Source organism: Lederbergia wuyishanensis, assembly GCF_022900255.1.
Taxonomy (GTDB): Bacteria; Bacillota; Bacilli; order Bacillales; family Bacillaceae_C; genus Lederbergia; species Lederbergia wuyishanensis.
Genome location: NZ_JALIRM010000001.1, coordinates 300,367 through 327,281, shown reverse-complemented (window position 1 = coordinate 327,281; position 26,915 = coordinate 300,367). Strand labels below are relative to the sequence as shown.

The 26,915-nt window shown below is 34.4% G+C and carries 33 protein-coding genes; 7 read left to right on the top strand and 26 right to left on the bottom strand.

Annotated elements, in window-relative coordinates; all coding sequences use genetic code 11:
• Nucleotides 1–16: 16 nt before the first annotated feature.
• The 6 genes from mraZ to MT489_RS01710 form a co-directional block, all read right to left on the bottom strand.
• Nucleotides 17–448: a division/cell wall cluster transcriptional repressor MraZ gene (gene mraZ / locus MT489_RS01735; protein WP_244679784.1), complete on the bottom strand. Its 432-nt coding sequence runs from the start codon at nt 446–448 to the stop codon at nt 17–19.
• 132 nt (nt 449–580) lie between these two features.
• Entirely contained in the window at nt 581–2,209 is a 1,629-nt protein-coding gene (bshC, locus tag MT489_RS01730) for a bacillithiol biosynthesis cysteine-adding enzyme BshC (protein ID WP_244679783.1), read from the bottom strand.
• A 221-nt stretch (nt 2,210–2,430) separates the two neighbouring features.
• Complete coding sequence (locus tag MT489_RS01725; RefSeq protein WP_244679782.1) at nt 2,431–2,826, bottom strand: DUF3397 domain-containing protein; 396 nt, start codon at nt 2,824–2,826, stop codon at nt 2,431–2,433.
• A complete protein-coding gene (locus MT489_RS01720) occupies nt 2,826–3,722 on the bottom strand; it encodes a 2-dehydropantoate 2-reductase (RefSeq protein WP_244679781.1) in 897 nt (298 codons plus the stop codon). The genes MT489_RS01725 and MT489_RS01720 overlap by 1 nt, the downstream gene beginning before the upstream one ends.
• Nucleotides 3,723–3,792: 70 nt before the next feature.
• On the bottom strand, nt 3,793–5,325 hold the full coding sequence (locus MT489_RS01715; RefSeq protein WP_244679780.1) for an acyl-CoA carboxylase subunit beta: 1,533 nt from the start codon (nt 5,323–5,325) through the stop codon (nt 3,793–3,795).
• 20 nt (nt 5,326–5,345) lie between these two features.
• Entirely contained in the window at nt 5,346–5,561 is a 216-nt protein-coding gene (locus MT489_RS01710; protein ID WP_244679779.1) for an acyl-CoA carboxylase biotin carboxyl carrier protein subunit, read from the bottom strand.
• Nucleotides 5,562–5,728: 167 nt separating this feature from the next.
• Here MT489_RS01710 and MT489_RS01705 point away from each other — a divergent pair, with 167 nt between their 5' ends.
• Both MT489_RS01705 and MT489_RS01700 read left to right on the top strand, forming a co-directional pair.
• Nucleotides 5,729–6,202, top strand: coding sequence for an N-acetyltransferase (locus MT489_RS01705; RefSeq protein ID WP_244679778.1), 474 nt, complete (start codon nt 5,729–5,731; stop codon nt 6,200–6,202).
• A gap of 109 nt (nt 6,203–6,311) precedes the next feature.
• Complete coding sequence (locus MT489_RS01700) at nt 6,312–6,755, top strand: DUF4064 domain-containing protein (protein ID WP_244679777.1); 444 nt, start codon at nt 6,312–6,314, stop codon at nt 6,753–6,755.
• A 260-nt stretch (nt 6,756–7,015) separates the two neighbouring features.
• Here MT489_RS01700 and MT489_RS22075 read toward each other — a convergent pair whose 3' ends face one another.
• The 3 genes from MT489_RS22075 to MT489_RS01685 form a co-directional block, all read right to left on the bottom strand.
• On the bottom strand, nt 7,016–7,588 hold the full coding sequence (locus MT489_RS22075) for an RsfA family transcriptional regulator (RefSeq protein WP_280518463.1): 573 nt from the start codon (nt 7,586–7,588) through the stop codon (nt 7,016–7,018).
• 173 nt (nt 7,589–7,761) lie between these two features.
• Entirely contained in the window at nt 7,762–7,935 is a 174-nt protein-coding gene (rpmF, locus tag MT489_RS01690; protein WP_244679776.1) for a 50S ribosomal protein L32, read from the bottom strand.
• An 80-nt stretch (nt 7,936–8,015) separates the two neighbouring features.
• Nucleotides 8,016–8,555, bottom strand: coding sequence for a YceD family protein (locus tag MT489_RS01685; RefSeq protein ID WP_244679775.1), 540 nt, complete (start codon nt 8,553–8,555; stop codon nt 8,016–8,018).
• A gap of 220 nt (nt 8,556–8,775) precedes the next feature.
• On the opposite strand from MT489_RS01685, the gene MT489_RS01680 reads away from it, so the two are divergent.
• Nucleotides 8,776–9,015, top strand: coding sequence for a hypothetical protein (locus MT489_RS01680; RefSeq protein WP_244679774.1), 240 nt, complete (start codon nt 8,776–8,778; stop codon nt 9,013–9,015).
• 273 nt (nt 9,016–9,288) lie between these two features.
• Nucleotides 9,289–10,506 carry a nucleotidyltransferase gene (locus tag MT489_RS01675; RefSeq protein WP_244679773.1) on the top strand — a complete coding sequence of 406 codons (1,218 nt, stop codon included), beginning with the start codon at nt 9,289–9,291 and terminating at the stop codon, nt 10,504–10,506.
• Nucleotides 10,507–10,514: 8 nt separating this feature from the next.
• Here MT489_RS01675 and MT489_RS01670 read toward each other — a convergent pair whose 3' ends face one another.
• Entirely contained in the window at nt 10,515–11,306 is a 792-nt protein-coding gene (locus MT489_RS01670; protein ID WP_280518507.1) for a patatin-like phospholipase family protein, read from the bottom strand.
• A 95-nt stretch (nt 11,307–11,401) separates the two neighbouring features.
• On the opposite strand from MT489_RS01670, the gene ylbJ reads away from it, so the two are divergent.
• Nucleotides 11,402–12,622: a sporulation integral membrane protein YlbJ gene (gene ylbJ, locus MT489_RS01665; protein WP_244679771.1), complete on the top strand. Its 1,221-nt coding sequence runs from the start codon at nt 11,402–11,404 to the stop codon at nt 12,620–12,622.
• Between the two features lie 16 nt (nt 12,623–12,638).
• Here the strand turns inward: ylbJ and coaD are convergent, their stop codons facing one another.
• The 10 genes from coaD to MT489_RS01615 all read right to left on the bottom strand — a co-directional run bounded on the left by coaD (nt 12,639) and on the right by MT489_RS01615 (nt 19,306).
• Nucleotides 12,639–13,118 (bottom strand): pantetheine-phosphate adenylyltransferase, encoded by a 480-nt coding sequence (gene coaD / locus MT489_RS01660; RefSeq protein WP_244679770.1) that lies wholly within the window; start codon nt 13,116–13,118, stop codon nt 12,639–12,641.
• A gap of 2 nt (nt 13,119–13,120) precedes the next feature.
• Nucleotides 13,121–13,690 (bottom strand): 16S rRNA (guanine(966)-N(2))-methyltransferase RsmD, encoded by a 570-nt coding sequence (gene rsmD / locus MT489_RS01655; protein ID WP_244679769.1) that lies wholly within the window; start codon nt 13,688–13,690, stop codon nt 13,121–13,123.
• A gap of 352 nt (nt 13,691–14,042) precedes the next feature.
• Nucleotides 14,043–15,440: a stalk domain-containing protein gene (locus tag MT489_RS01650; RefSeq protein ID WP_244679768.1), complete on the bottom strand. Its 1,398-nt coding sequence runs from the start codon at nt 15,438–15,440 to the stop codon at nt 14,043–14,045.
• Between the two features lie 73 nt (nt 15,441–15,513).
• Nucleotides 15,514–15,789, bottom strand: coding sequence for a YlbG family protein (locus MT489_RS01645; protein ID WP_244679767.1), 276 nt, complete (start codon nt 15,787–15,789; stop codon nt 15,514–15,516).
• Between the two features lie 27 nt (nt 15,790–15,816).
• On the bottom strand, nt 15,817–16,263 hold the full coding sequence (locus MT489_RS01640) for a YlbF/YmcA family competence regulator (protein ID WP_244679766.1): 447 nt from the start codon (nt 16,261–16,263) through the stop codon (nt 15,817–15,819).
• A gap of 54 nt (nt 16,264–16,317) precedes the next feature.
• Nucleotides 16,318–16,698 carry a hypothetical protein gene (locus tag MT489_RS01635; RefSeq protein ID WP_244679765.1) on the bottom strand — a complete coding sequence of 127 codons (381 nt, stop codon included), beginning with the start codon at nt 16,696–16,698 and terminating at the stop codon, nt 16,318–16,320.
• A gap of 58 nt (nt 16,699–16,756) precedes the next feature.
• On the bottom strand, nt 16,757–16,993 hold the full coding sequence (locus MT489_RS01630; protein ID WP_244679764.1) for a YlbE-like family protein: 237 nt from the start codon (nt 16,991–16,993) through the stop codon (nt 16,757–16,759).
• A gap of 182 nt (nt 16,994–17,175) precedes the next feature.
• Nucleotides 17,176–17,577 (bottom strand): YlbD family protein, encoded by a 402-nt coding sequence (locus MT489_RS01625; RefSeq protein ID WP_244679763.1) that lies wholly within the window; start codon nt 17,575–17,577, stop codon nt 17,176–17,178.
• Nucleotides 17,578–17,681: 104 nt separating this feature from the next.
• Entirely contained in the window at nt 17,682–18,677 is a 996-nt protein-coding gene (locus MT489_RS01620; protein WP_244679762.1) for a CAP domain-containing protein, read from the bottom strand.
• A 194-nt stretch (nt 18,678–18,871) separates the two neighbouring features.
• Complete coding sequence (locus MT489_RS01615; RefSeq protein ID WP_244679761.1) at nt 18,872–19,306, bottom strand: CBS domain-containing protein; 435 nt, start codon at nt 19,304–19,306, stop codon at nt 18,872–18,874.
• 245 nt (nt 19,307–19,551) lie between these two features.
• On the opposite strand from MT489_RS01615, the gene MT489_RS01610 reads away from it, so the two are divergent.
• Nucleotides 19,552–19,911: a YugN family protein gene (locus MT489_RS01610; RefSeq protein WP_244679760.1), complete on the top strand. Its 360-nt coding sequence runs from the start codon at nt 19,552–19,554 to the stop codon at nt 19,909–19,911.
• A gap of 122 nt (nt 19,912–20,033) precedes the next feature.
• Complete coding sequence (gene ytvI, locus MT489_RS01605) at nt 20,034–21,092, top strand: sporulation integral membrane protein YtvI (protein WP_244679759.1); 1,059 nt, start codon at nt 20,034–20,036, stop codon at nt 21,090–21,092.
• Nucleotides 21,093–21,170: 78 nt separating this feature from the next.
• Here ytvI and MT489_RS01600 read toward each other — a convergent pair whose 3' ends face one another.
• The 6 genes from MT489_RS01600 to coxB all read right to left on the bottom strand — a co-directional run bounded on the left by MT489_RS01600 (nt 21,171) and on the right by coxB (nt 26,879).
• A complete protein-coding gene (locus MT489_RS01600; RefSeq protein ID WP_244679758.1) occupies nt 21,171–21,632 on the bottom strand; it encodes a DUF420 domain-containing protein in 462 nt (153 codons plus the stop codon).
• Nucleotides 21,633–21,689: 57 nt separating this feature from the next.
• Nucleotides 21,690–22,601: a cytochrome c oxidase assembly factor CtaG gene (gene ctaG, locus MT489_RS01595; protein ID WP_244679757.1), complete on the bottom strand. Its 912-nt coding sequence runs from the start codon at nt 22,599–22,601 to the stop codon at nt 21,690–21,692.
• 331 nt (nt 22,602–22,932) lie between these two features.
• Nucleotides 22,933–23,265 (bottom strand): cytochrome c oxidase subunit IVB, encoded by a 333-nt coding sequence (gene ctaF / locus MT489_RS01590; RefSeq protein WP_244679756.1) that lies wholly within the window; start codon nt 23,263–23,265, stop codon nt 22,933–22,935.
• 6 nt (nt 23,266–23,271) lie between these two features.
• Nucleotides 23,272–23,898 (bottom strand): cytochrome (ubi)quinol oxidase subunit III, encoded by a 627-nt coding sequence (locus MT489_RS01585; protein WP_244679755.1) that lies wholly within the window; start codon nt 23,896–23,898, stop codon nt 23,272–23,274.
• On the bottom strand, nt 23,898–25,766 hold the full coding sequence (locus tag MT489_RS01580) for a cytochrome c oxidase subunit I (protein ID WP_244679754.1): 1,869 nt from the start codon (nt 25,764–25,766) through the stop codon (nt 23,898–23,900). The genes MT489_RS01585 and MT489_RS01580 overlap by 1 nt, the downstream gene beginning before the upstream one ends.
• A gap of 27 nt (nt 25,767–25,793) precedes the next feature.
• Entirely contained in the window at nt 25,794–26,879 is a 1,086-nt protein-coding gene (coxB, locus tag MT489_RS01575) for a cytochrome c oxidase subunit II (protein WP_244679753.1), read from the bottom strand.
• Nucleotides 26,880–26,915 lie beyond the last annotated feature (36 nt).

Genomic DNA, 26,915 nt, shown 5'->3' with positions numbered 1-26,915 from the left:
CTTTCTAAGCAATCGACTATATGTCAAAATCCATCATGTTCTCTGCAATTTCCGCAAAAGATTCTTCCGATTTTGCAAAATAGTCTTCCCAAATATCCTTGCTCCAAATCTCAATTCTGTTCGATACCCCTAAAATCACACATTCTTTTATTAGTTTAGCATAACCAAGAAGTGGTGTTGGCAAGTTTATTCTGCCTTGTTTATCTATTTCACATTCAGTGGCCCCTGAGAAAAAAAATCTCGTAAATGCTCTTGCATCTTTCTTAGTCATGGGGAGAGATTTTAGTTTTTCTTCTAAAAGGCGCCATTCTTCTACAGGATAACCAAATAAACACTGATCAAGACCACGGGTTATAACAAAGGTTTCCCCGAGATGTTCACGAAATTTTGCTGGGACGATTAAACGACCCTTCGTGTCAATGTTATGTTGGTATTCTCCCATAAACATAAGACAAGCCCCCACTTTCTAACTTTACTGTACCACATCCCCCCACTTTCTACCACCATTTTTAGTTAGAAAATAAAAAAAACTATCTTAATGATAGAAGTTTACTCTTATCATTAAGATAGCTTGAGTTGTTTATATTCTTATTAACTTATGAGTCCCATCAAATACATATTTTTCTTCCATCAATTGGTGGATAAAGCTCTCTCCCATTTCATTTAAATAGTAAAAAATATTCCACATTCTTTCTTGAGGAGTACCCTGTGGTCTTAAATGTCTTTCGATTCTTGTGTATTTATCCAATATGGTTTGATGTCTTATTTCAAGAGATTCGTTGGATTTTTTCTCCATAAAATCAAGTTGTTTTAAATGTATTGAAAGATTTTTTTTAGCAAGTGGCAATAATCCTCGGTCACTCTCTTCTAATCTTTTGAAAATAGAATTGTACTGTTTTTCCAGATACGTTTTTGCCTGCTCAAGAATACTTTCCAATTCTTCATCGGCAACACTTTCCAAGAATAATTCCCTATTTTTTGTAACTCCATTTTTAAGAATTACTTCGATTGATAATTCTAAATCGTATATATCCCTCTCAACTGCAGCCTCAAGAAAAGTCATATTCATCCTAGGAATAATTGGTGGCATATTATGTCCTAAAAAATCAAAAGCTTGTTTTAATTCGCCCCAGTAAGCGATTTCACCTGGTCCAGCTATGAAAGCTAGTGTAGGGAAAAGCCACTCTTGCATTAAGGGTCTTGTAACTACATTGTTGCTGAACTGTTCTGGATTTTGCCTTAATAATTCATGTAAGTTCTCTCTTTCCCATTCAACTTGAGCTTTTTTCGAATAAAATAGATCACGTTCCGCAAGATAATCTAACAAAATACGTTCATTATTTACATAAACAAATAGGTTAGCCGCGTTATTATCCATTTCAATCGCTTTATTAAATCCGTGAGAACCAATCTCATTCTGCTGGGATAAAACCGCTTGAGTAATTTCTACATTTTGATCTATTAATTGCGAAAAGAAAGGCTCTTCCATTTGCCTTAATCCGGGATCAGCGGAATCTATAATGAGTAGGCCGTAATCTTTAAAAAGGGACATGACGATATAAGAAAAAAGATCAGTAATAGAATTGTATTGCATTATACCGGCTTGAAGGGAAGTTAATATTTTCTTTGTATGTTCTTTTTCACCAAAATGCATAAAAACTGTATTGACATATTGAAACATGTCATCTTTATTATAATGAATATCAGATGTCATTTTCTTTTCATCATTATTGGTTTTATAAGAAATCTTCTGTAACGACTTTCCTGCTTCTACATAAACATGGTTTATTTCAAGAAAATCATGATCTTCTCCAGCTATCCAAAAAACAGGTACAACTGGTTTATTTAGTTTGCTTTCTTGTTCTTCTGCAAGTTTGATAATTGAAATGATTTTATGTATTGTATAAAGCGGGCCAGTTAATAAACCTGCCTGTTGGCCACCAATCACAACTACAGACTGTTCGTTACGTAACTTTTCTAAGGAACGTTTCGTTTTTTCCGATTGAGGAAATTTCATCATATAATTTTCAATTACTCTAGTGATCCCAGCACGATCAATATTTCTAGACATGAGATCGTTGTATCTCTTTTCATAAACAGTGTTCTCCGTTATATCGTAATGAAAAAAACCTTTAACAGGTTCTTTTTGTTCTATATAAAGAGAAGCAAAGTCGTTCGTAGCTGGAATGACGATGCTTTCAAAATCCATACGTCGTACTTCCTTTCTGCATTTTCCTATGCGTAAGTATACCAAAATATTTTTATAAAAGATATTATGTTGTTTTAAGAAAAAAGCAAGGTGCCCGTAATCACCGACAAGCAAATGTTCTAAGAAGCAAAATGCAGTTGAGTTTTGCCCTCTCAAAGATTGCACCTCGAGCGGATAGCAAATGGCTTAATTCAAAAATATAGACAAGATGTACTATCGAGTCATCCAAACATTATTGCTTCAACTGCACGTGAAGCAGCACCGTATATTAACAAACATATGTAAATAGCGGAAAACAATAGAAAGTTTAATCTCCAAAAGCCTTGAAATACTTTTCTGTAATGAATCTCTTCTTTCGTTTTCCAGTAAACAAATGTAAATACGATTGCAGTCAATAATATGAAAAGAATAATCATCCATAGCAAAGATTTAGACCAAATTGTTAATATTAAATAATGTACCGAAAAAATTAATATGAAAGTCGTTATATTAATAGCTACACTTTTAGCTTTTCGGTTGTTTTTACTCCAATATTTCGTGCTATAAAATACTAAAGCGTAGAAAAGTACAGGTAAAATAATGAAAATTGCAGCCAATGAGGTAAGAAAAAACAACATTATTTATTAAATCCCCCTTCTAATTCCTTCCCTCTTACCATGTTGAATATTATTTCTGTGAAGGGTAGAGCCTGTCCATTTTTATTTCCTTGTTCAATTATGTATCCTAAAATTGCATCTATCTCCGTCCTTCTTCCTTCCTTTATGTCTTTTAACATTGAAGATGTATTATATTTTGTTTTTTTGCAAATTGATGCAACCTCTTTTAATGTAGCTTTTTCATCCATTTCGGGAAATAGAGGCAAGATTTCATTAAACAACATTAAAAAAGTTTCATAGTAATAAGGATTTTCGATTAGTTTACCATTCGGGACTTGATAAATAGCCGTTAAAGGATTGATCAAAGCATTGGCAATCAGTTTCGAATGAAGCATATTTTTAAAGTTTGTTTGGAATTGTATTGGAAAAAAAGAATCATTTATTGAAGGGAATTTTTCAAATTCGGACTTTCCACGATAAACTGCAATATTCGTTTTTCCAATACCGGTATGATTGATCGTTTCATAATCAATCCTAATTACTCCGTGCTCAACAGTACCAACTAATATAAAAGAATGGGGCAAGGCATCAAGTAGCTGTAAATGCCCCATGCCGTTTTGGATAAAGAGAATGGGCGTCGTAATAGGAATATTATTAAAAACCTCAATCAAGGAATCGAGATCATATTGCTTAACGGCTACAATAATAAAATCTTGACATTCAATATTTTCATATTCGTTAAATCCAATTACAGTACATGTATTTTTAGTATTTTCACGTAATATTGTTACCCCATGTTTAGTTAACAATTGTGCCTGTTTATTTGTTTTAGTAAAAATGGATACATCATGATAATAACTAAGATAAGCCCCAAACAGAAGCCCTACAGCTCCCCCGCCAATAATACCAATTTTCACATTATCACCTAATATCTATGTGTATAGGACTATTGTAGCAAAGATATCGCAATCTGGGAATTTAAAATAATCAGACAGGTAAAACTGGACGTTTACGTTTAACTTCAGTTGTTTCCTTTGTTTCATATAAAGCAAATCTCGATATAAGGGTGTTCCTTAATTCATTTGCGCCTACAATTTCATCAATGATTAAATCAGAAGCGAGTTTATATATATCAATATGTTCCTTATACTCCTCCTGCTTAGCTTTTATAAAATTTTTACGTTCAGCGGAGTCCTCGATTTCATGAATCTTATTGGAATATACTGCATTAACTGCTGCTTCAGGACCCATTACTGCAATTTGCGCGGTTGGCAATGCAAGGCAGCAATCTGGCTCAAAAGCTGGACCAGCCATGGCATAAAGTCCAGCTCCATATGCCTTCCTTACGATTACCGAAATTTTCGGGACTGTTGCAGAACTCATTGCGGCTATTAACTTAGCCCCATGCCTAATGATTCCAGCACGTTCCACTTTTGATCCAATCATAAATCCTGGTACATCAGCTAAGAAAAGCAAAGGAATATGAAAAGCGTCACACAGCTGAATAAACCTTGCCCCTTTATCAGAAGAGTCAATAAAAAGCACCCCTCCTTTTATTTTTGGTTGATTTGCGATGATCCCTATTACTCTCCCATCAAGTAGTGCAAATCCTGTAATAAGTTCCGGTGCAAACAACTTCTTTATTTCAAAAAAACTACCTTCATCAATTAACGTTTCAATACCTTCATACATATCAAATGGGATATTTTGATTTAATGGAATGATATCTTCCAGCGATTTGTCAATTTTGGGATTTTTAGATTCCGCTTTTTTTGTTTTTTCTTGATAATTTGCAGGGAAGTACGATAGATATGTTTTAGCTGTTTCAATGGCTTCCACTTCAGTTTTTACCAATATATCACCACAGCCACTTACAGAACAATGCATTCGTGCTCCACCCATTTCTTCAAGGGTAACCTTTTCACCAATTACCTTTTCAGCCATTCGAGGTGAACCTAAATACATGGAGGCATTATGTTCTACCATAATGACACAATCACAAAAGGCTGGAATATACGCTCCACCAGCTGCGGATGGACCAAATAATATACAGACCTGAGGAATCATCCCTGATAATTTCACTTGGTTATGAAAAATCCTCCCTGCACCACGACGATTCGGAAACATTTCAAGTTGATCAGTAATTCTGGCACCTGCAGAATCAACCAAATAAAGAAGAGGAACTTTTAATTTCTCGGCTGTTTCTTGAATACGGATGATTTTTTCTACTGTTCTCTCTCCCCACGAACCTGCCTTTACTGTAGAATCATTTGCCATAACACAAACAGTTTGTTCATTTATTTTTCCAATAGCAGTTACAACACCATCTGCAGGGAGATCCTTAGAAAAAAAATTGGCAAAAGTGCCTTCCTCCTCATACACTCCACCGTCAAAAAGGAGGGAAAGGCGATCTCTTACAAATAATTTGTTTTGAAGTTTCAACTTTTCGTGATATTTTTCTTTGCCGCCTTTATAAATTATCCTGCGTCTCTCTTGTAAATTTTCAAAGTGAGCAGTCAATTAAATGACCTCCTTGTTTATTACGTTTCGTAAATTAGAAGCACATCCCCCTCATTAATAAAATCATCCGGATTTACTTTTATTTCTAATATTTTTCCTCGTTCCATCATTTCAATGGGAATTTCCATTTTCATGGATTCTAGGACAATAACGACCTCACCTGCTAATATTTCCTCACCTACAGTTGAATCGACTCTCAATACTATCCCAGTAATAGGTGATTCGATTGTTTTCATTAATAACCCTCCTCTTTTAATTTGGTCCCTTAGTTTACAATCACTGAATGTTTTTGATCTTTGATATATAATATTAATTAAAGTAATTCATCATGATTATAGGATTTTTTCTATCAATATAGGTTGATTTAAGAGTTCATTAAATAATACGTTTGGGGGAGTTCATAATGACTGCCAAAGTTGAAAAGTTAAGAATTAACTACAAAACATTGGAAGAATTTAAAAAGTTTAAAGAATATGGCGCCCAGGAATTATCTATGCTTGAGGATTTGCAAGCAAATTTGATTGAAGACGATTCACATTCACCATTTTACGGAATTTATTTCGGTGATAAGCTCGTAGCTCGAATGAGTCTTTATCGAAGAGATTCTCGCTACGATCAATATTTTGATCCCCCACAAGATTATTTAGAAATATGGAAACTAGAAGTATTACCGGGATATCAAAATAAAAATTATGGAAAAAAACTCATTGATTACGCAAAAAGCTATAATATGCCTTTAAAAACTAATCCTCGTATGAATTCTCGTACTTTTTTTGAAAAAATGGGATTTGAGCCAGTAAAATATGATATGGAACGTGATCTAGGAGAGAATCCCCTTGTTTGGTATCCTTCGGGAGTATCTGAGCAAAAGCATTAAAATAGAACTTTTATCCTATTAAAATAACTGATAAAAATTGAAACTATTGAGCTTTTATCCCGTATAATAATATGTGGCAGTTATTATTTTTACTTCAGGAGGTTATTATTTGAAACGGACAGGAGAAATTACATTAGGTATTATTGGGATCATTTTAAGTGCACTGACTGCTCTAGTAGGAATGTTTTTAATGTGGGTTAGCAGGTCAGACGAAATAAAATCAATCGTTATCGATGAATCATTAAATGATCCTTCAGTTAATCCGGAAGATATCGAGATGGCTCTTGGTTTTCTCTCTGGTGGAGGCTGGGCATTAATAATCGCAGCAATTCTAGGCGTAATTCTAGGTATTATTGGAGTTATCGCAATTAAAGGGAATAAAAAACCTAAGCTTGCGGGACTTATGTTTATTATTGGAGCCGTAGTAGTAGGAGTCATTTCATTTGGTTTCGGATTTTTACCAGCATTGCTGTACTTAATTGGCGGAATTATGTGCTTTGCCAGAAAGCCATTACTTCCTAACCCAAATGATGGACATATAGAAAACCTATAAAATCACCGAAAGTTAAAGAGCCGTGAAGTACACGGCTCTTTTGTATGAACTAATAAAATATAAAAATATCTTTCCCAAGTCTCTAAATACAATATCTTAATATAAATATTATTCCTATATTATTTGTATTTTTTTATTAAAAAAAGTTTGGTTAAATTAATAATATTCTACCTAAAAAAGAGATTTAGCTACATACCTTTTTAGATAGTGAAATCTTGATACTTGTTTCTTCGAATAACTCTTTAAGAAAATAACTTAACTTAAAAAAGTGTACTTACTTTTTCAGCTTCAGACAATTCCCCTGCCATTTTCCTAGCCTTATCCAAAAGAGTTATAAGGGAACGATATTCATCCTTTAATTGATTATACTCTTTTGTCAATTCATCCTTTTCCCTAACAACTGCTTCCTTTTCAGCTTTGTGCGCCATCATCATATTTTTTAGTTGATCATTTTCTTGTTTATATTTTTCAATGGTAGCAAGTTCGTTCTCAAGCTTTTGAAAAAAACTGATGGCATCTGAAAGAATTATGGAATCATTCTTGCTTATGTTCCCGATATTAGCATCTTGTTCTTCAAATGCTTTTATCTCAGTATTTTTCTCTCTTTTACTTGCATTCCTTTGTTTCTTAGCTAATTCTATTCCTTCTTTATATTTTTTTCGAATGTTAGAATTCCATCGGAAACCGCATGCCGCTGCTGTTCTTTTTAATCTTCTCCCCGCTTCCTCGAAAGCTTGGAGTTGTGTGCTGCCATCCCTTATGTAGGCAAGCACCAATTCCGCAAGCACTAAATCCTCATCAGAAGTCCAAGCATCCTGCCGTGCAGCTGTCATTTTATCACCCCTATTTTTTTCTAAGTATATGCAGATGTTGGGATAGATAGAATCCAGCTCTAGTAAAAATATATATTAATAACTCCTTTTGGCACACGCTTTGATTCAAAATTAAAAGAAATAGTAAAAAGCGTGACGAGATGATATCCCTTCACGCTTTTTTAAGATATTTTTTAGTTACTTACTACTTCTTTGCCTTTATATGTTCCACACTCTTTACATACACGGTGTGCAAGTTTCATTTCGCCACAGTTAGGGCAAGAAACCATTCCTGGGACCTGAAGTTTAAAATGTGTGCGTCTTTGTCTTTTTACTTTTTTAGAAGTTCTTCTAGCTGGTACTGCCATTCTTCCCACCTCCTTAAAAAGGTCTCGATTTATTGCTCGCGACTAAAAATTACACAATACTTTTTGTTCAAAATCTGTTGCTACTCTTTTTTATCTTTCAATAATGCTGCGAGACCCGCTAGACGAGGGTCTATTTTCGTAGATCTTTGCTGTTCAAGTTTAAATTGATCCTCTGTCATAACTTCCCAATCCTTGCCAGTTTGAAGTGTTTCCGTATTTTTTGCATCTTCGGAAATGACTTGCATGGGAACTTCCAATAATATTAACTCTTCAATAACAGGAATTAAATCCACAACACCTTCAATCGGCTCATGAACCTCCTCATCCTCACTAGAAGAATATTCCACTGGTTTTATTAAAAAAGTCTCAGTTGATTGAATATTAATTGGAAATGTAACATCCACAAGCGTACGGGAACATGGTAATACTAAATTTCCTGTCAAATGAAGATGAAACACAGCTTTCTGAGAATCAATCCGTGCTGTACCTGTAACATGTATTGGAGATGCACTTCTAATTTCTGGATCTCTTTGTTTGAGATCCGTAGAGACATCAACCATCTGATCTATTTCAAGTTCCACATCACGAAATTTTTGTAATTGTAAAACTGTCCATTTCATCACGATCACCTCTAGGCAACAAAAGTAATTATAGCTTTCACTTATATGTTTGTCAATAAATTATGTACACGAGAAATAAATACTTCTCTATTCTATTTTACACCTTACATATTCTTTTTATCTAATTTCTCATCAGTTTTTTATTCGGGCGGGTATCTATACCTACACCATTTGTCTGCATAAACTAATTTATAGTCATCGCGTTTGGGGGTGAAATGATATGACGAATTCAAGGCAATTCCCTATTGTAATGCCAAGCCCCGTAGGCTATCCAGTTTATCCCGGATATCCAAACTATGGTTATCCAGGTTATCCTATTAATGTCGGTTTTACACCTGGATATCATTCAGGCTATCATGGTCATTATGGGCATCATTGGAATCACGGCCACCATCATGGTCATCATGGGCATCACGGTCATCATGGGCATCATGGTCACCATCATGGCCATCGGGAGTAAATTATAACGTGAGGGCTTATTATGCCCTCATGTTTTTTTAGTAAGTATTATATTTATATAGGTATAAATTTTTGGAATTTTTTTAGGAGAGCCCCTCGAGAACTTTTAGTCTAAAAAATTTAATATTAAGACTTTTTCTACTCGATTTCTAGCTTGACGAGTATAGCAATGGCTTTGAACTTTTCTTATGCATGCTATTTTCAAACAATGTTTTTTCCAGTATGATGTGAATAAATTAACTACTAGTTATCTTAGCCATTGGAGGATTGACAAATGAATAGTGTAGGGATTGTTGCTGAATATAATCCATTTCATAATGGGCACGAATTTCAATTTCAATCAGCTAAAAAATTGGCCCAGTCTGATATCGCCATTGCGGTAATGAGCGGAAACTTTCTACAAAGAGGTGAACCTGCTCTAGTAAACAAATGGACACGTACAAAAATGGCATTACAAGCCGGAGTAGATATTGTGATTGAATTACCTTATGCTTATGCAGTTCAAAATGCCGAAATATTTGCATATGGAGCGGTTTTATTATTAGATGCTGTCGGTTGCAAAAACATTTGTTTCGGGAGTGAATCTGGGAACATTGATCAATTTTATGAGACTGTCCATTTTATTAATCATAATAGAGACGAATATAATCACTATATTCGGAAATTCGTCAAACAAGGGATAAGCTATCCCTCCGCTTTATCTGCTGCATTTAAAGAATTAAAACCGTATGGAAATTTAGTTGATTTGACAAAACCGAATAATATTCTTGGCTTTCATTATATGTCAGCAGGTACTAAAATTAATTCAAGCATATCTTTTCATACAGTAAGAAGAAAAAACGCTGAACACCATGATAAATCTTTAAGTAGTACTTCTATCGCAAGTGCAACATCTATTCGAAAATCCATTCATTTACATCATGATCTGCGAGAAATCCGTAAGTATCTTCCAATAAGTACTTATAACGAATTACTTAATTATCATGCTAGATTTGGACAATTCCATTCGTGGGAGCAATACTGGACTTTTCTTCAATATAAAATCTTCTCCATGACAAAAGAAGATTTAGAAGAAATTTATGATGTGAACGAAGGTTTAGAGAATCGCTTAATCAAAGCGAGTCGTTCCTCCAATAGTTTTGAAGAATTCATGAAATCAATTAAAACTAAAAGATATACTTGGACTAGATTACAAAGAACATGTGTACACATTCTAACAAATACTAAAAAACAGACGATTCTTTCATTGGATAACAATCCACAATATATTCGATTGCTTGGAATGAGCGAAAAAGGCAGGAAATACTTAAATTCAATAAAAAAAGAGCTTCAAGTTCCGCTCATTTCAAAAATATCCGGATTTCAAAATGACATGCTTTTGCTTGATTTGAAAGCATCAGATATATACGCACTTGCTTTGCCTGAACCAGAACGTTCAGCATTACTCAAACTAGAATTTGCACAGCCACCTATCTTGTATGAGCAGGGGTAATAGACTCCTTAATTTTCTTCATAATTATTTAATTGAAATTCCTGGATTAATCTTTTGATTGCAGGAATTTTTTTTAACGTTTCTTCTTCCCCTGCAAGAATAATTTCTTCTATATTTTTAAAAGCTCGAGCACTAAAATGCTCCACTGGTGGGTGAATCATAATATCTGATTCGATTTCACGCGCTTTTCCAATTTCCATTTGTAAAATATCTATACTTTGCATAATTACATCATAAACAGTCGAAATCTCTATATCTGTATTAACACCTGCAACATCAGAACTGATGACTAGATTTGCCCCCATTTTTTTTACAGACGAAACAGGCACCCGATCAGCCACTCCACCATCCACTAAAAGTCTTCCGTTTAGTTTTTCAGGTATAAATATTCCAGGAATGGCGATGCTTGCCCTTACAGCAGAAGCAATATGTCCATGTGTAAATTCTATCTTTTCTCCTGTTCGTAAATCGGTTGCAATGACACAAACAGGTATTTGCAAATCTTCCAAGTTTTTTCCATGCATAAATAAGTCAACTAAGCTTTTCACTCGGTTGCCCGTTATAAATCCCATTTTAGGAACAGTAAAGTCAAGATAATATTTTCTTTTGAAAGCAATAGAAAGTTTAATAATTTGCTCTAAATCATGCCCAAATGCATAGAAACAGCCAACAAGGGCTCCCATGCTGCTTCCTGCAATCATATGGATGGGTATGGAATGATCCTTTAACGCTTTTAATACTCCTAGATGTGCGAAACCTCTTGCTCCACCAGATCCCAATGCTAGCCCAATTTTCGGCATAATCACACATATCTCCTCCCCACCACATTTTATGGTCTAAAAGACTATTATATGAGTATATTGATTATGTGGATGTTGGACAGGGGGTAGAGTCATTGAATTTTTCAAAAATTAAAACTATTTTACTGGCATCTGGAGTTACAATTATGGCATGCTCTATGATTCTTTTCCCCGAAGAATCCTTTGAAGCATCATTACGTGGATTAAATATGTGGTGGAAAATTGTTTTCCCATCTTTGTTTCCTTTCTTTGTTATTTCGGAGTTATTAATCGGGTTTGGAGTAGTAAAATTTATGGGGGTACTCTTAGAACCTTTTATGAGACCACTATTCAGAGTTCCGGGTGTAGGTGGTTTTGCTTGGGCAATGGGAATGGCGACTGGTTTCCCAGCTGGAGCGAAATTAAGCGCCAGACTTAGGCAGGAAAAACAATTGTCTAAATCCGAAGCAGAACGATTAGTTTCTTTTACCAATTCATCTAGCCCGCTTTTTATTTTTGGTGCTGTTTCTGTAGGTTTTTTCTTAAACCCACGATTAGGAATTCTATTGGCGATTGCTCATTATTTAGGCAATTTTTTAGTAGGAATATGCATGAGATTTTATGGAGAAAAAGAAAATGTAAGGTACAAACAATACCGTTCACCATGGAGGATTATTTCACAAGCATTATCTGCCCTCCATCAAACAAGACTGAAAAACAAAAAGCCGATAGGTAAATTACTTGGCGACGCTGTCGTCTCTTCTGTTCAAACATTGTTGATGATCGGCGGGTTTATTATTCTATTTTCCGTCCTAAATAAATTACTTTATCAACTAAATATTACTCTCGTACTTGCTAGTTTGACAGAATTTGTATTAAGCGCGTTCCATTTGCCGAAAGAATTAGGTGTACCAATTATTGCGGGAGTTTTTGAAATAACATTGGGGAGCCAAATGGCGAGTAAGGTGAACGAGGCAACCTTAATGCAGCAAGCAATCATTACAAGCTTTATTTTAGGTTTTAGCGGTTTTAGCGTACAAGCCCAAGTCGCAAGCATTTTAGCCGAAACAGACATTAAATTTAAACCGTTTTTTTTGGCAAGAATTCTCCATGGTTTCCTTGCTGCTGTTATCACCTTTTTGCTATGGAAGCCTTTTTCGGAAAAATTTCATATTGTATCAGGAAATAATGCAATACCCGTAATGCTTCAAGAGCACGACTTATGGTGGGAAAATACATTGAAAATATTTGTATTAGTTGGCCCCCTTATTACTATATTATCGCTTATACTATATATATATTTATTTTATAAAAAAGTGGATTCTGCTAATATGTAGAATCCACTTTCCTTTTCTAAGAAAATTTTTTAACTAATGCCAATTCCACTTCTTTTGGAACAAGTTCAGAAATATTGCCATTGTATTTGGCTACTTCTTTTACAATACTCGAACTCAAAAATGAATATTGGTTATTCGTCATAATAAAAAATGTTTCGATTTTTTCATTTAGCACTCTATTCATTGACGTGATTTGCATTTCATACTCAAAGTCAGATACTGCCCTCAACCCCCGTATTATCGCTTTCGCATTTACACTTTCCGCATAATCAATAAGCAATCCGCCAAACGAGTCGACTTTTACATTCGGCATATCTTTCGTAACTTCTTTAAGTAAGTTCATTCTTTCCTCAACAGTAAATAATGCTTTTTTTGCTGAATTGTTAAGCACAACAACAAAAACTTCATCAAACACATTAGCACCACGACGAATTATATCCAGATGTCCTAATGTTACTGGGTCAAAACTACCTGGGCATACCGCTATATTGGCCATCATTAGACCCCCTTCTCATTCTCAATACGATGAAAGAATGTTAATCCGATACTTCCGTAGTCACCTTTTTTTGCTTGTTCCAAGTGACCTATTTTATGAGGTAATTCGACATCTGTACTATGTTCACAAATGATTATTCCACTAGGAGCAATAAGATTCTTGCTCTCAATAAAATTCAGTAATTCTTCTAACTTTTGTTTCTGATATGGCGGGTCTAAAAAAATTAAGTCAAATTGTAATTTCCTTTTTAAGATTGCTTTAAGTGCACGTTCCGCACTATTTCTAAAAACTTCTGATTTTTCTTCCATATTGCAAAGCGCTAAGTTATGGTAGATCGTTTGGATTGCATTTGCATCTCTATCAACAAAAATCACATGATCCAGTCCCCTACTCAGCGCCTCAATTCCTAGACCGCCACTTCCAGCAAATAAATCAAGGCCTTTTCCTCCAGAAAAATATGGGCCAATAACATTAAACATCGTTTCCTTAACTTTATCAGTAGTCGGTCTAGTTTCATTGCCTCGAACGGCTTTTAACGGTCGACCTTTACATGTTCCTGAAATCACTCTCATATCGTCACCAATTTGTAATAGATTTTTCCTTTACATCCTATCACAATTCAATTTAGCATTCCAATTAAAATGAACATTCCTGCTATCCGAAAAAGGGTATAAAAATTTCCAATAAGGCGATAATGACCTTAACAACATCCTATGATGTTGTTGCCAACCGCGGAGAAGACTTACGTTCCCCTTAAGTTCTTCCTCCGGTTTCTCCTCTCCCTTTGCCTTCTATCCGTTTTTTTCGGAAATAGAAGGACCCTGCATGGAGATGCAGGTTTTTTTTTATTTTACTAAGAAAATATGGAACCTAAAAAGCTTGTTTTCAAATGTAGATAAGAAACGAAATCACTTATTAAATATATTAACGAATCTCGATTTTTGTTTCACTCTCGGTTATTTTTACATTTAAAAGTGTATTAACTAAATTTATTGGAATAAAAGAATGCCCACCTATATCAACAACTGGAGCATGAGACATACCATATTTTTGCTCATTTAGTTCAAAAATTCTTTTATTTGGATAAAATCTGTATTTAATTGCTCCCTTTTCAGCTCTAAATACATCATTATCCTCTTCCATCACGTCAAATTGTAATTCTTTTAACAAGGGAACAAACTCGATCATTATTTTCCCTTTTTCATGAATGATCTTGACATCTTCTATCTTTTTGTCCATGATATTCAATTCTCTCTTATCAAAAAATGATAAAGGGATAACTGTTTCTTCATTTGAAGCATTTTCTGTAAAAAATGATGACTTAAAACCAGTCACTTCTTCTAACAATTTATCAAGCTTATTTTGACTTATTTTATGACTGGGTAAATTAAATACTTTATCTTTCCAGCTGTTTAGCTGTTCGCTAGTAATCTTGTCCGTCAATTCTTCATACATTTTTCTAGATTTTGAATCACCTATTGCTTTATTTAAGATGATAGACGAAATTAGATCTGTCACCAAAGCAAAATCAGAAGAATTTTTAAAGAATGAATGAATGAATGCATTTGTAAACCTCTCACGGACCTCATGTTGTTGTTTTTTTGCACTTAATATAAGGAAATTATCTTTCTCCACTTCTTCATGAATGTTTGACAGCACAATGTGAATAACTTCGCCTTCGTTTTGAATAGGTAGTTTTTCTTCGTTTTTTAATAAGTCATAATCAATTTTTGAATTTGCGTAGATAATGAGTTTCTTATTTACTTCTATCCGACTAAGGGGCTCAGTTTGCCAATACAGCAGAGGTTCAGTTCCTTTATTTTCAATTACATAATAATCTACTAAATCCATTTTTCTCATATTGGTATTTTCAGATGAACTGATCCAATTTCCTTTTCTCCATATAGAATCACTTATTTGCACTTTTGTTGAGGCGATTTCAATATCTTGGAGTTTAAAACTATAATTTTCTAATAAAAGGCTTTTCGCATCTTGACTAATTGACATTTCGTAAGAAAACGTAACATACCCAGCATCTAAAACAATCTTATTTGCCGCTGAAACATTGCATTCATTTTTATCATTATTAATACAATAAATATCTCTTGTACCTTTTGGAACTTTAATTGTATATTTTTTACCTTCAATACCTGTTATAGTTTGTTCAATTTGAAATCTGTCTTTTGTATGTTTAATCTGAATCGTTTGCTGTATATTTTGTACAGCTTCTTCTTTGTGTGTTGAATATCCAACCCACTGATAAAGAAGCAAGCCTCCAATTAAGCATACTAAAGTAATAAAAAAGAATATTACATTTTTCAATGATATAACTCCTAATATGTAGCATCATGATAAAAAGGCTACCTAATAAGTTTTTGGCAGCCTTTGTCAATATTTAGATCCCTAGCCGATAATCATATTCCTTTGCTTTATCCGGTTTTGCATTTTCGAACTCAGTCTTTAAAAATGGCTTATAGGAGAGTTCTACTTTTTTAACAAATGGCATCGAAGATAATTTATCAGCTAATGTTTCAGCTTCTTCTTGCGCACAATAAAGCACTACGTATTTCATTCTTTTCGAAATATAATGAACATTTCCAAATCTTCTTAGTGCCTTTGAATTCTTTAAGCTAAAAAGCCAAACAATCAATCCCTGTCTTCCATTAAACATATTCTTTCCCCTTTTTATCTTCCATCATTATGCAGAACAACCGCAGGCTCCTCCACTCCCGCAACCGCCGCCGCACGAAGATCCCGAATCAAAAAACGGGTTCCCTGTCGGCACTTTAATATGTTCAGATACTGATCTTCCAATGATAAGACTAATTTCATCCAATAATGTTTGTAGCTCCATTTCGGCTCTACGAAAATTCGCTACGTTTTCATCGAGATCCATTTCCCTTTTTAGCTCTCGAGTTTTAATCATAATCTCTTTATAGTCAGGATGATAACGGCCAAATCTCTGGACATCAGCATATAATTCCTTCATCTTGGTAAACTCAACAATTTTCTTTTTTGTTGCTTTGTCGTTCATTAATTTATGATAAGAAACTCTGTACTTGTCAGCTATTTCTGAAGCAATTACAAGCTCTGCGATTAACTCTGCTTTTTCAATTATTTTGACACTTTCGATTGTAGCAAGCATTAGCCCACCTCCAATCGTTATTTTATCATGTTTTTATTATCGGTGCGACATGTATTATTTGATTGTAACCATAAATTGGTGATTTATACCGTATGACTCGTTATTAGGTTTAACAACTTCTATTTTTAACTTATGAGTTCCTGAACTTACGTTTTTTATTATAAATGCTGGGGTAGAATATTCTCCACGTTTTTTTCCATCTAAGTAAACTATTATTTTCCCGTGATTATGTTTGTCATTATTAACAAATGATACTCCCGAAACGATGCATTCAATTTTAATGTTGCTACCATCAATAATATAACGAACATCCATGATTTGTGGTCTTTTAATATGGTCAGATGCCTTCGCCACGAAAGACTCTGGCTCAGGAAGTTTATGTTTACATCCAGTAATCAGAACAAAAAGAAATAAGCAAACCATCATTTTTTTCAACTTACATCACTCCTCTTTCTTAGTTTTCACTAAAGAATGAGGTTCATACGAAAAAGATTTAGTTTGCTTTTAATGTTTGTAACATTCCCATCATTAACGAAGCCATTTGTAATCCATTTGAGAATTTTTCTACTTGATGAGGAATAGTCCTTTTAAAATAATGTAATGAGGCAATTTCAAACTGTTCTAACGTTTCTGGTTCCCTTGCAAGTTTTCGATACCAATATGGTTGTTCCCGAAGAAATTGTTTTAACTCGTTTTTTGATTGGATATATTCTAATACTTCTTGTCGCACTACCTTTCAACCCCTTTATTTATTTTGCTCTTCTCAAACATTGTTGTTTTACAGTAGTATTATAAAAATAAGATAAGTATTTCGAAGTCACAATCATTTTATACTAATAAAAAGAGTTGCCAACCTTCCTTTTTGCCGGAAAAAAGCCGGCTTTTGACATTTTCTAAATTTAGATATTATTATTAGTCTTTTTTAAATGCAAAAGGATTGTGGTTGGCAGATGGTGGATTGATTGGCGGCGGATTACTAGCTTGAAATTGATTGATCACACCTTGAATTGCGCCAATTGCTTGGCTCAATTGATTGATATGATTCTGAACTTGATTTGCATCCATATTTTTTATCATTCCTGTAATATGATTTACCCAATTTTTTTGTTCAGTTTTATTTTCAGTTACAGCCTGTACGGTATTATTGTCCTTAAACTTTGACCATTTTGGATCATCCGCTCCGAGTAAAAACCAATCTTCATATAATTCCTGCCATGTATACTCTTGCTTCCTGACTGACTGTAAAAGTTTAGGATGTTCTTTTACAAAAGACTTAAATTGTTCTACAGACGGATGTAGACTTTTACTCGCCATCTATGTCACCTCTTTATTTCATTTATCCTTATATGCAGATTATGGGTAATAGGTGATAATGGTGATTACATCTATAAGAAAAAGACCTAATAAAGGTCTTTACATTACTCAATTTGTATGAAATTTTGGGTATAAAATTTCTCATACACCCCAACACCTAGAGTGGAATAATTTCCATCTAATAGTGCTTTTCGATGTCCTTCAGAATTTAACCATCCTTCAACTGCAGCTGGACCATCTATATAATCGGAAGCAATATTTTCGGCAGCCGAAAGATATTCAATATTATTCGTTTCCAATCTGTCAGAAAGTGTTCCAAAGGTTGGAGAATCATGAGAAAAATAATCATTTTCAAACATATCCTTGCTATGTTCATACGCAACTTGTGCTACTTGATCATCCCATTTAAGCTCATCTAAACCAAAACGGTTTCGAATAACATTCGTAATATCGAAAATTTGCTGTTCGCTTCCTTTTTCTATTTCTCTCCACTGTTCTTCATCAATTTCCGATGGAGTAATTAAATCTCCTCTATATGTCAATTCATATGGCTGCTGGGTAATCAATGTTTTCTTATCGAAAAATCGAATGCTCGAAAGAGTTCCTGTATATTTATCGATAGACAACTGTGCGAAAATATCTCCTAATTGGACAAGAGGGCGTATATTTAAATCTTCTTCTGAAAGCTCAAATCGATAAGTACCTTTATCTTCGGATATCATAATTTCAGTTTCAAGATAAGTAGTACGATAAATGTCTTCAATTGACTCGCCGATTAAGTAAGGTGATACATTTAACTGATTCCCTATTGCATATACTGTTACAACTGAGTCTTTATAAACACCCACCTGCATATAAGTTCCAGTAAAATTTTTATAGATCCACCATTCATATCCATATACAGATGGATCTTTTCTTTGAGGTTCTCCATAATCATCTATTAATTTCGTCGACGGCTTTCCAATATAAACAGATAAACCTTCTTTTGGACGATTTGTATCATCCATTTTTTTATCATTAATTAAATGATCAACTTTCGGAGGGTTAGCGTAATCTTTCAGAGGTTCATTTGTTCCAGAATCAGAATAGAAATAAATCATTATAAAAAATATGATTGCAGAAATAACCATTGCACGAAATAATGTTCGCAGTACACTCCCTCCTTTCGTAATATCATTGTTGGTTTATTATGGTGATGCTGTAGGATATAACCACTTTTCATCATTATAACATTTTATCTATCACGTACCATATTCATTACATAAAAAAACCCTGAAAATTCAGGGTTTAACGCTTAATGATACGCTTGGTTTTCATCAGGCTCAGATATTTCTGATAATGCTACTTTCGCTTGATTGTCCGTTAAATCTCTAACAGCAAAATCAGCCAGTGCTACAATACCTACTAATTTTCCATTTTCCACTACTGGCAAGCGCCTAATTTGCTCTTTTGCCATGATTCCTGCTGCTTCTTGAGTCGTTGTATCAGGGGTTACCGTTACAAGATGACTACTCATAATTTCTTCTACTTTGGAAGAAGGAGGATTTTTTTCTGCAATACAACGAAGAACAATATCTCGGTCCGTAATAACGCCAACAAGCTTATCATTATTTACAATCGGTATCACACCAACATCGTCTTCTTTCATTTTAACAGCTACTTCGTATACATTGTCATTTAACGAACAGGTTTGAACTTCTTTAGTCATAATATCTCGAATTTGTGTCATCTTTTCAAAATCCTCCTGTAAAATTGTTATTTTTTCTAGGTGAAACGCACCATTTGTATATTCACCAAATCAAGAAAAATCTATGCATTTACTATATTTTTCGTTTAATAACAACATAAAAATAAGGTAATAATCAATAACTCCATTTCGTTGCATCATCGTTCATTTTCGACTATTATTAGACGTGAGGAATTAAAAGCAAATAGTTAGAACCGTCGTTTATCGATTAAGGAGGGAATAAATAAATGAAATTTGAAAATACAGGTATTGAAACATTAACAGTAGATTTAAATCGCTTGGACCAAGTAATGGAACATAATGGAATGGTTAGAGCTGGCCAATGGGATTACGAAAGAGTTACATACGATTATAAATTCCAAATTAAAGAGGGAATCTACTATTTGCGCATTCAAGGTTATGCAACAGAAGGAGATGTAGGATCGTATGATGCCTATATTCAATTAATGACTCCATACTTAGGAAAGTACTACTATCCTCATGGCATTGAATATGGTGAAGATGAATTCTTCCCAGAACACCTTGTAAAGCAATGCAACAAAATGTTGTCATCAATATATGAAGAAGCAAAGGTATTTGCAGAATAATGTCATATAGGTTATAAGAGCATGAATTTTATATTCGTGCTCTTTTTTGTTATATTATTGTTAATTTTTCCATTTACCACTTATAATGAATGGAAGAACTTGTAACGGGAAGGGGTAATATATTGTCCGGATTGTCAAAAAAAGTCATTTTTATAGCCATTTTTCTTCTTATTTTAATAGCGTTGTTTTTTTATTACATATTACCTATTTCCATTCCTTTAATCATTGCCTTAATCACTGCATTGATGCTAGAACCTGCTGTTAAATTCGTACAATCCAAATTAAGACTAAAGCGGCAATTATCCATTGTTATCGTATTTACCATTTTTACACTATTACTTGCATTTGCCATATTTTTCATCATAACAAAAGCAATTTCACAAGGAATCAAATTAGTCGAGGATGCGCCGGGTTATATTCATGAATTGAGCATTATGTGGAAACATTATGAAGAATATTTCAGTAATGCTGCACAAGATTTTCCGGATGAAATCGTAACAGCTATTACGGATGAAGTAAATAACTTTTTAGAATCGTTTATGTTGAGCTTAAAACAGTATGTCAAAATTGAAAATATAAGTGCATTACTGTCTTATATCCCAAATTATTTAGTCAGCTTCCTAGTGTATTTAATAGCTTTATTTATGTTCATGATTGATCTCCCGAGACTGAGGGCTAGTATTTACAATTACATGACTGAAAAAACCTCCGAAAAGGTTAAATTCATGTCTTCGCGTTTATCTTCTGTTATTTTCGGATTTTTTAAGGCGCAGTTTCTCGTCAGCCTAATAATTATGCTAGCTGCATTTATTGGATTAATAATTATTGCACCCAAGGTTGCAATAATAATGACACTTGTTATTTGGATCATTGATTTAATACCTATTATTGGTTCAATCGTCATTTTAGCTCCATGGTCACTATATCATTTTTTCACTGGCAATATCGCGTTAGGAACAAAACTAGCTATATTAGCTGTCATATTGCTCATCATCCGAAGAACAGTCGAACCAAAAGTGATGGGGCAACATATGGGACTTTCGCCTTTGGCCACATTAATTTCCATGTTCCTCGGTTTAAAATTGCTTGGTGTATTAGGATTAATTATTGGTCCAACTCTACTTATCGTATTTAAATCTGCCAAAGAAGCGGGATTAATAAAACTAAATTTTAAAATCTAATTATGTTAAATTTCCCGTACCAATCAAGTTATTAAGCAAATATAAAAGGACGCTCAAAAACAGCGTCCTTTTTATACTCTAAAATCCTAATATTGCTTTAATAAGAGAAGTAGTCGTACCGCCTTTATAAATAACATAAAGCAATAAATAAACAATTACACCGGTAAAGCCTGTACAAAACCAAACGATGCTCGTGATAGGTCCAAGTTTCCTATGAATTGATAGTTTATCTTTAAATCCAGTAACTAAAGAAATTATTCCTAATACCGCACCAATGGTAGCAAGTGTAACATGAAAAATTAAAAATACTGTATAAAAAATTTTATATTCATCTGGCCCACCAAAAGATGTATTTCCAACAAAAACTGTTCTACTAGAATAAATTATAAAAAATATTAAAGCAAAAATTGCAGCAAGTGTCATCACTTTTTGATGACCATCAATATCTCGTTTTCTAATTTTTCCCCAACCAATCGCTACAAGTATTGCACTAATCACGATACATGCAGTACTAATAGTCGGCAATAACGGAACCATCATATTATTACATCAATCCCCTAGTTTATGTATTTACTATCTAAATATTAGATAGTATCTTTATTCAATAGGATGAGGTCCATTTTGACCTAAAACTGCCTCGTTAATTTTCTCTGCATCCTCTTGTTCCTTTTTAAACCATTCAAAAAATATTCTAATTAACATATAGCCCAAGACAATTTCCTGAATAATTTTCATTAGTACGCCACCAAGTTGTTGGTCTTCTCTTGCAGGCATATTTGTAAAAAGTTCTGGACCACTAATTGATAATCCTGACAAAGTGCTTCCTGGCACACAAAGAGCCATCGCTTTTAACCACATTTCACCATCAGTATAAGTTGCGTACATTGCTACAGGTGCGAAAATTATAAGCCCGCATGCAGGTGTTAACAAAACTCCATCACCTATAATATAGCCAATTTTTTTAAGACCGTGAAGTTGATGATGACCTGGTAATTTATTTATTAATGGCCACCATAAGAAAATCGCAAAAATAAACAAAATAATAGTATATACAGCATGCAAAAGAATATTCATTTTTACAGCATCCATAATTATAGGAATATGGTAAACAGAGAACAATCCATTAAAAAGCACTAAGGCAATCAATGGCTTCGTAAAGAACTTAAATACTTTTCTAATAAATGGCAAATCAATAATTTTTTCCCATACCCAATTTGGAATACTTGCAATGAAGATCGGTGGGATAACTAAATATAAAAAAGCCATTTGTACCATATGGAATGTGAACATTATATGAGCCAGCAAATCTATTGGAGAGCCCTTTGTTGCATAGAGTAGAACCATTGAAAGTACAAATAAAATAGCTTGGCTTTTTTTGAGCGGTTCACTATCTTTAAATTTGTGCCTCTGCTTAACTGTTAAATAAAAGTATCCAACAGTTAAAAGCACAATAAATAGAATAAAATAAGGACTCCATAGTGCCCGGAATCCAAAAATACTTAAAGGCATTCCACTTTCACCTCGTTGAATTGGATTAAAACCCATCTCCATTATACCTTTTTTATATCACCCACTTCAACGCAGCCAATTGACAAGTTCATGAACAATGTATAATAACGGGAGGTCTTGACCAAGGTAATAACTCCTTATTCTTAGAAAAAAAGTCCCTATTTTGACTTATATGCTCGTCATTTGAGATTGTTCAAGTTAACTAATTATAGAAGAATAGCAATGCTAGCTAGGTGATAGAGCTATACGGATATTTTACATATAAAATTTCCCAAAAATATTAATTACTAACAAAAAATAAAAAGCCAGCCGAAAATGGCTGGCTTTTTATTTAGATCCATACAATCGTTAGGAAGCACAATAATGTTGCAAACCCAACAATTACTCCCCCATAAATAAACAGCTGTGGTGCCTCATGTCCTTTATTGCTCATATGCATGAAGTAATAAAGTTGAAAAATAACCTGTACTACAGCAAGTAACAAAATAAATGGAATAACAAACCATTTATCAAATCCAGCCAAAACAGCACCGAACGCTACTAATGTCAAAAATATGGAGATCGCAAAAGAAATAACTTGATGACGCATTTCCTCTGCATTTCTTCTTCGACGATATTCATAATCTACTCTGGCATTACCAGAATTAATTTGTTGGTTTTCCATTTTTTATCACACCATCCCCATTAAATATACGACAGTGAAAATAAATACCCATACAACGTCGATAAAGTGCCAGTAAAGGCTGGCAATATAAAACTTAGGTGCATTGTATAAGCTTAATCCTCTTTTAGAATTTCGCACCATTAGCGCAGTGATCCAACCGAGTCCGAAAACTACGTGCCCACCATGGAATCCTACAAGTGTATAAAATGCTGAGCTAAATGCACTATGAGTGTAGCCAAATCCTAGTCCATGAGTATAGTGATAAAATTCGTATATCTCAAATCCAAGGAAGGTTAAACCTAATAGAACTGTAATTAATAACCAAGCTTGCATTTTCTTGAAATGATAATTCTTCATATGGTACATCGCATATACACTTGTAATCGAGCTTGTAAGAAGGACCATAGTCATTATAAACGCTAATGGTAATTCAAACAAATCAGTTGAAACAAGATCACCTTGTTTAGGTACTTTATCCTTCAAAGCTAAATATGTTGCAAAGAAGGAAGCAAATAGAACAGTTTCTCCTCCAAGGAAGAACCAAAAACCCAAAAATTTATTTTTACCTTCTAAAGTTGCTTTTTCGGGTGCCTCAGGCCATGTTTTTGGTGTAAATTGTTCTTCAACATGCATTATGCCCTTACCCCCTTATCCTTATCATCCATTAATTCCGATTTTGGAATATGGAATCCGTGATCATCTTTTAAAGATCTAAGCAACATAGATCCAAATGCAATGACAAGACCAATAATTAACACTGCAAGACCCCATGGTTGCTCGGTTCTATAAATACAACCAAATGCTGCAACGAAGAAACCAAAAGAGATAAATACTGGAAGAATAGAACCGTTCGGCATATGAATTTCTCCTAGTGGTTCAGCAGGTGTAATTCCTTCTCGACCTTCCATCTTTTCAATCCAATAAGTGTCAATACCACGTACAAATGGTAGTTGTTTAAAGTTATAAAATGGTGGTGGAGAAGGAAGTGCCCATTCTAATGTTCTGCCATCTCCCCATGGATCATTCCCAACTTTAACATTTTTAACAGAAGTCATCACAATATTGATTAACAGAACAATAACTCCTAGAGCCATTAAAATTGCTCCAACGGAACTAATAAGGTTTCCTGTATCTAAGCCTTGGCCAGGAAGATAAGTAGCAATACGACGTGGCATACCCATTAACCCTAAGAAATGTTGAATAAAGAATGTTAAATGGAAACCAACGACGAATAATACAAATGTAATCTTTCCAAGCGTCTCATTTAACATTGTACCGAATGCTTTTGGCCAATAGAAATGAGTAGCTGCTAAAATAGCTAGCACAACACCACCAACTATTACATAGTGGAAGTGAGCAACAACGAAATATGTATCATGGAATTGGTAGTCAGCGGGTGCTGTTGCAACCATGATACCTGTAACTCCACCCATTACAAAAGATGGGATAAACGCAGCTGCATAAAGCATAGGAGTAGTAAACTTAATATTTCCGCCCCACATCGTAAACAACCAGTTAAAAATCTTAATTCCAGTTGGAACACCGATTGCAAATGAAGCTACAGCAAAAATTGCGTTTGCAATATTACCTAGACCAACTGTAAACATGTGGTGAGCCCACACCATGAATCCAAGAAAACCGATTAATACAGTAGCGAATACCATTGAAGAGTATCCGAACAGTCTCTTTCTTGAGAATGTTGAGAAAATCTCCGAGAATAATCCGAATGCTGGAAGTATTAGAATATATACTTCAGGGTGACCAAAAATCCAGAAGAAATGTTCCCAGATAATTGTATTTCCACCCATTGCTACATTAAAGAAATTCGCACCAAACATTCTATCGAATGTAAGAAGGAATAGGCCAACTGTAAGTGGCGGGAATGCAAAAAGGATTAATGCTGATGCAACAAAAGTTGTCCAAGAGAACATCGGCATACGCATATATGTCATACCTGGTGCACGCATGTTAATAATTGTTACAAGGAAGTTAATACCTCCCATTAACGTACCAAAACCAGATATTTGAAGTCCTAATGCGTAGAAATCAATCCCATGTGTTTGAGAATTAAGTGATAAAGAAGCATATGATGTCCAACCAGCGTCAGGTGCTCCACCTAAGAACCAAGAAAGGTTTAAAAGCAATCCTCCAAAGAAAAACAACCAAAAACCTAATGAGTTCAAGAATGGGAATGCAACGTCCCTAGCGCCTATTTGTAATGGCATTACCAAGTTCATAAAACCTATGAGTATTGGCATAGCCGCAAGGAAAATCATTGTTACACCATGCATAGTGAGCATTTCGTTAAATAAACCAGCGCTAACAAAGCCACTGTCTGGAACAAACAATTGAATACGAATTATCATCGCTTCGATTCCACCAAGTAAGAAGAAGAAACCACCTGCGGCAAGATATAATATCGCAATCTTCTTATGGTCTACAGTTGTCATAAAGTCCCAAGCTGTAGCACCGAAGCCTCTTTTTTGAGCAATACTACTCACATTTAAACCTCCTTCATTTCGGAGCTATTATTTATTTTGTACTTTAAGCTCCATTAAGTATGCTGCAAGAGCATTTAAGTCATCATCACTGATCTGATCTTTAGAGAACACAGGCATTTTGTTACCTGGTTTAATCGTATCAGATTCTCTAATCCATCTTTTTAATTCTTCTTCATTATGATCTAAGATACCAGCAATTTTTTCTCTCTCAGCAAAGTTTGCAAGATTTGGAGCTACTCTTGTTGCAGCCGGTGCTTCATTGCTTGGATCAATTGCGTGACATTGAAGACAGCTATTGTTGAAAACTTCTTCACCTTTTCTAGCTACTTCTGTAGAAGGAGTAGGTGCTTTAGCATCTTTCATGTCAGATACCCATTGATCAAATTCATTTTTAGGTAAAGCCTTAACTTTGAAATCCATGTATGCATGGGAAGGTCCACAAAGCTCAGCACATTTACCGTAAAAAATTTGACCAGCTTTAGATGCTTTATCTTGGTCTACTGATAGGAAGAATTTATTAATGTTATCAGGATTCGTATCAAGCTTTCCGCCTAGTGGAGGAATCCAAAATGAGTGCTTAATATCTGCAGAAGTCAAATTAAAATATACTCTTTCTTCTGTAGGTATAACTAGATCTTGGCTTGTTACAATCCCTAAACCAGGATATTCAAATTCCCACCAATATAAATGAGCACGAACATTCACTATTAGTGCAGTTGGATTTCCATCCTCGTCTTTCTCATCCATAGCTGATACATCACCTTGGCTAAATGTTACAGCAACAGTTGGAACAGCTAGAATTAATAATAAAACGATAGGAATAATTGTCCAAACAATTTCTAGTGTATGACTTCCTTCAACTTGTTTTGGTATTTTATGTTCATTTTCTTTTGTGCGGCGAAAGCGAACGATAACCAATACGAAAATGACACACACTACAACAATAACTAATGTCATGATGCCTAAACTAAACATGATGAGGTCGTATTGCTGTTTTGCAACTTCACCTGCCGGTTGTAGCGCAGACAGGTAAGGCTTGCCGCAACCAGAAAGAACAAGCGCTAATATCGCAAAAACTGACAATAGACGCCCTTTTTGCAGCCATTGTTTCATAGTTAATTTAAACCCCTCTTTCATTAAGTGTCTTTG